Source organism: Shewanella sp. SG41-4, assembly GCF_014164505.1.
Taxonomy (GTDB): Bacteria; Pseudomonadota; Gammaproteobacteria; order Enterobacterales; family Shewanellaceae; genus Shewanella.
On sequence record NZ_JACJFI010000619.1, the window covers coordinates 1 to 1,241 of the forward strand.

Annotated in this window: 2 protein-coding genes; both read right to left on the reverse strand. The window is 38.4% G+C overall.

Annotated elements, in window-relative coordinates; translation table 11 throughout:
* Positions 1-48: 48 nt before the first annotated feature.
* Entirely contained in the window at positions 49-552 is a 504-nt protein-coding gene (locus H5202_RS22725) for a GNAT family N-acetyltransferase (protein ID WP_182774014.1), read from the reverse strand.
* Between the two features lie 57 nt (positions 553-609).
* Complete coding sequence (locus H5202_RS22730) at positions 610-912, reverse strand: NrfJ (RefSeq protein ID WP_182774015.1); 303 nt, start codon at positions 910-912, stop codon at positions 610-612.
* Positions 913-1,241 lie beyond the last annotated feature (329 nt).

A 1,241-nucleotide genomic window follows, 5' to 3' on the forward strand; every position in this document is an offset into this window, starting at 1 on the left:
TATCGCTCGTTATCGTTTTTATAGCGTTCTCGCAGTCCGCCCTAGTATCTAGTCTATTAACCGTTTTTTCATGTAAAAACCGGTAAACGTTTGGCCACTTTTTTGTTGGTAGCTTGTTTGTTGCAAGATAAACCCCATAGCTTCAAACAACGGTTTTGATAAGTATGATGCATCAACACTGAGGTAAGGATATTGTTGCTGAAATGCCCAGTGTTGTAAGTGTTTGTAAAGTGCGCGGGCGATGCCTTGATGCTGATAGTCGGGATGAACGTATAAGCAATCAATGTAACCTTGGTGTTTAAAATGAGTTTCTAGGCTAATAAACCCGATGACCCTTTGCTTATCAAGCACTAACCAGGCTTTATTTCGTTTGTATCGTAGTTGCCAAAATTTAGTAGATCGCGGTGCAGATGACCATGCGTTGAGTTTTAGTATTGGGTATCTAGGATGAATAATACCTTGCACAGCAGTATGGTATAACTCACTTATTTGAGTTGCGTATGATGCAGAAAAATCAACGATTTGATGAGGTTGATTTATTAAGTTATTCATAAAAAAGACCAATCGATAAGATTGGCCAATTATGTAAGCTTTTTACGATAAAACGTACTATTTTTTATTAATATTGCCAACAAACATGATTTTATCAAATGTTCTGTTTAGGCTTGAGCTTTTAAAGTCGCTCATCCACATTTGTTCAGACACTTCAACTTTGTCGCCTTTAGTCACTTCAGTTTGCGGACCCGCAGCCCAATATGTTTTATCCGCTTCTTTTAGTTGAACATAGGTATAACCGCCGCCATTCATGGTGTCGAGTACTTCACCTTGATGCAAAGCACCTTGAGCCCATACAGAAGAAACACCCATAGCCAAAATGGCAGCGGCAGCAAATGCAATTAATTTAGCTTTCATGTATGTATTCCTATTTTGCCAAAAAATAATAGTTTATGAGGATATTAATTCAACGTTTGCACTATTTAACCATCTCTGGTGAGTATGGTCTGTGATCTACCGCGAATTATTGTCTTCTATCAGCTGTTAGGTCGTTTCTTTTAGGTATTGTCTTCTAAATATATGAAGTCATCATTTAATCGCGGTGGCTAATATAATGTACATTTGCAAACAGTTGCCCTGTAATGAGGTGACCATGTTGGCTAACAAAATCGATAAAGGCTTCTGGCAGTGTTTGATTGCTCATCGGTTGCTGCCAATGGGCATGCAATAACGCATCATATCCTTCT

What these genes read in the sequence shown, in the direction of transcription:
- H5202_RS22730 (WP_182774015.1), bottom strand. Translation starts at nt 912, where the DNA reads ATGAAAGCTAAATTAATTGCATTTGCTGCCGCTGCCATTTTGGCTATG.
- H5202_RS22725 (WP_182774014.1), bottom strand. Translation starts at nt 552, where the DNA reads ATGAATAACTTAATAAATCAACCTCATCAAATCGTTGATTTTTCTGCA.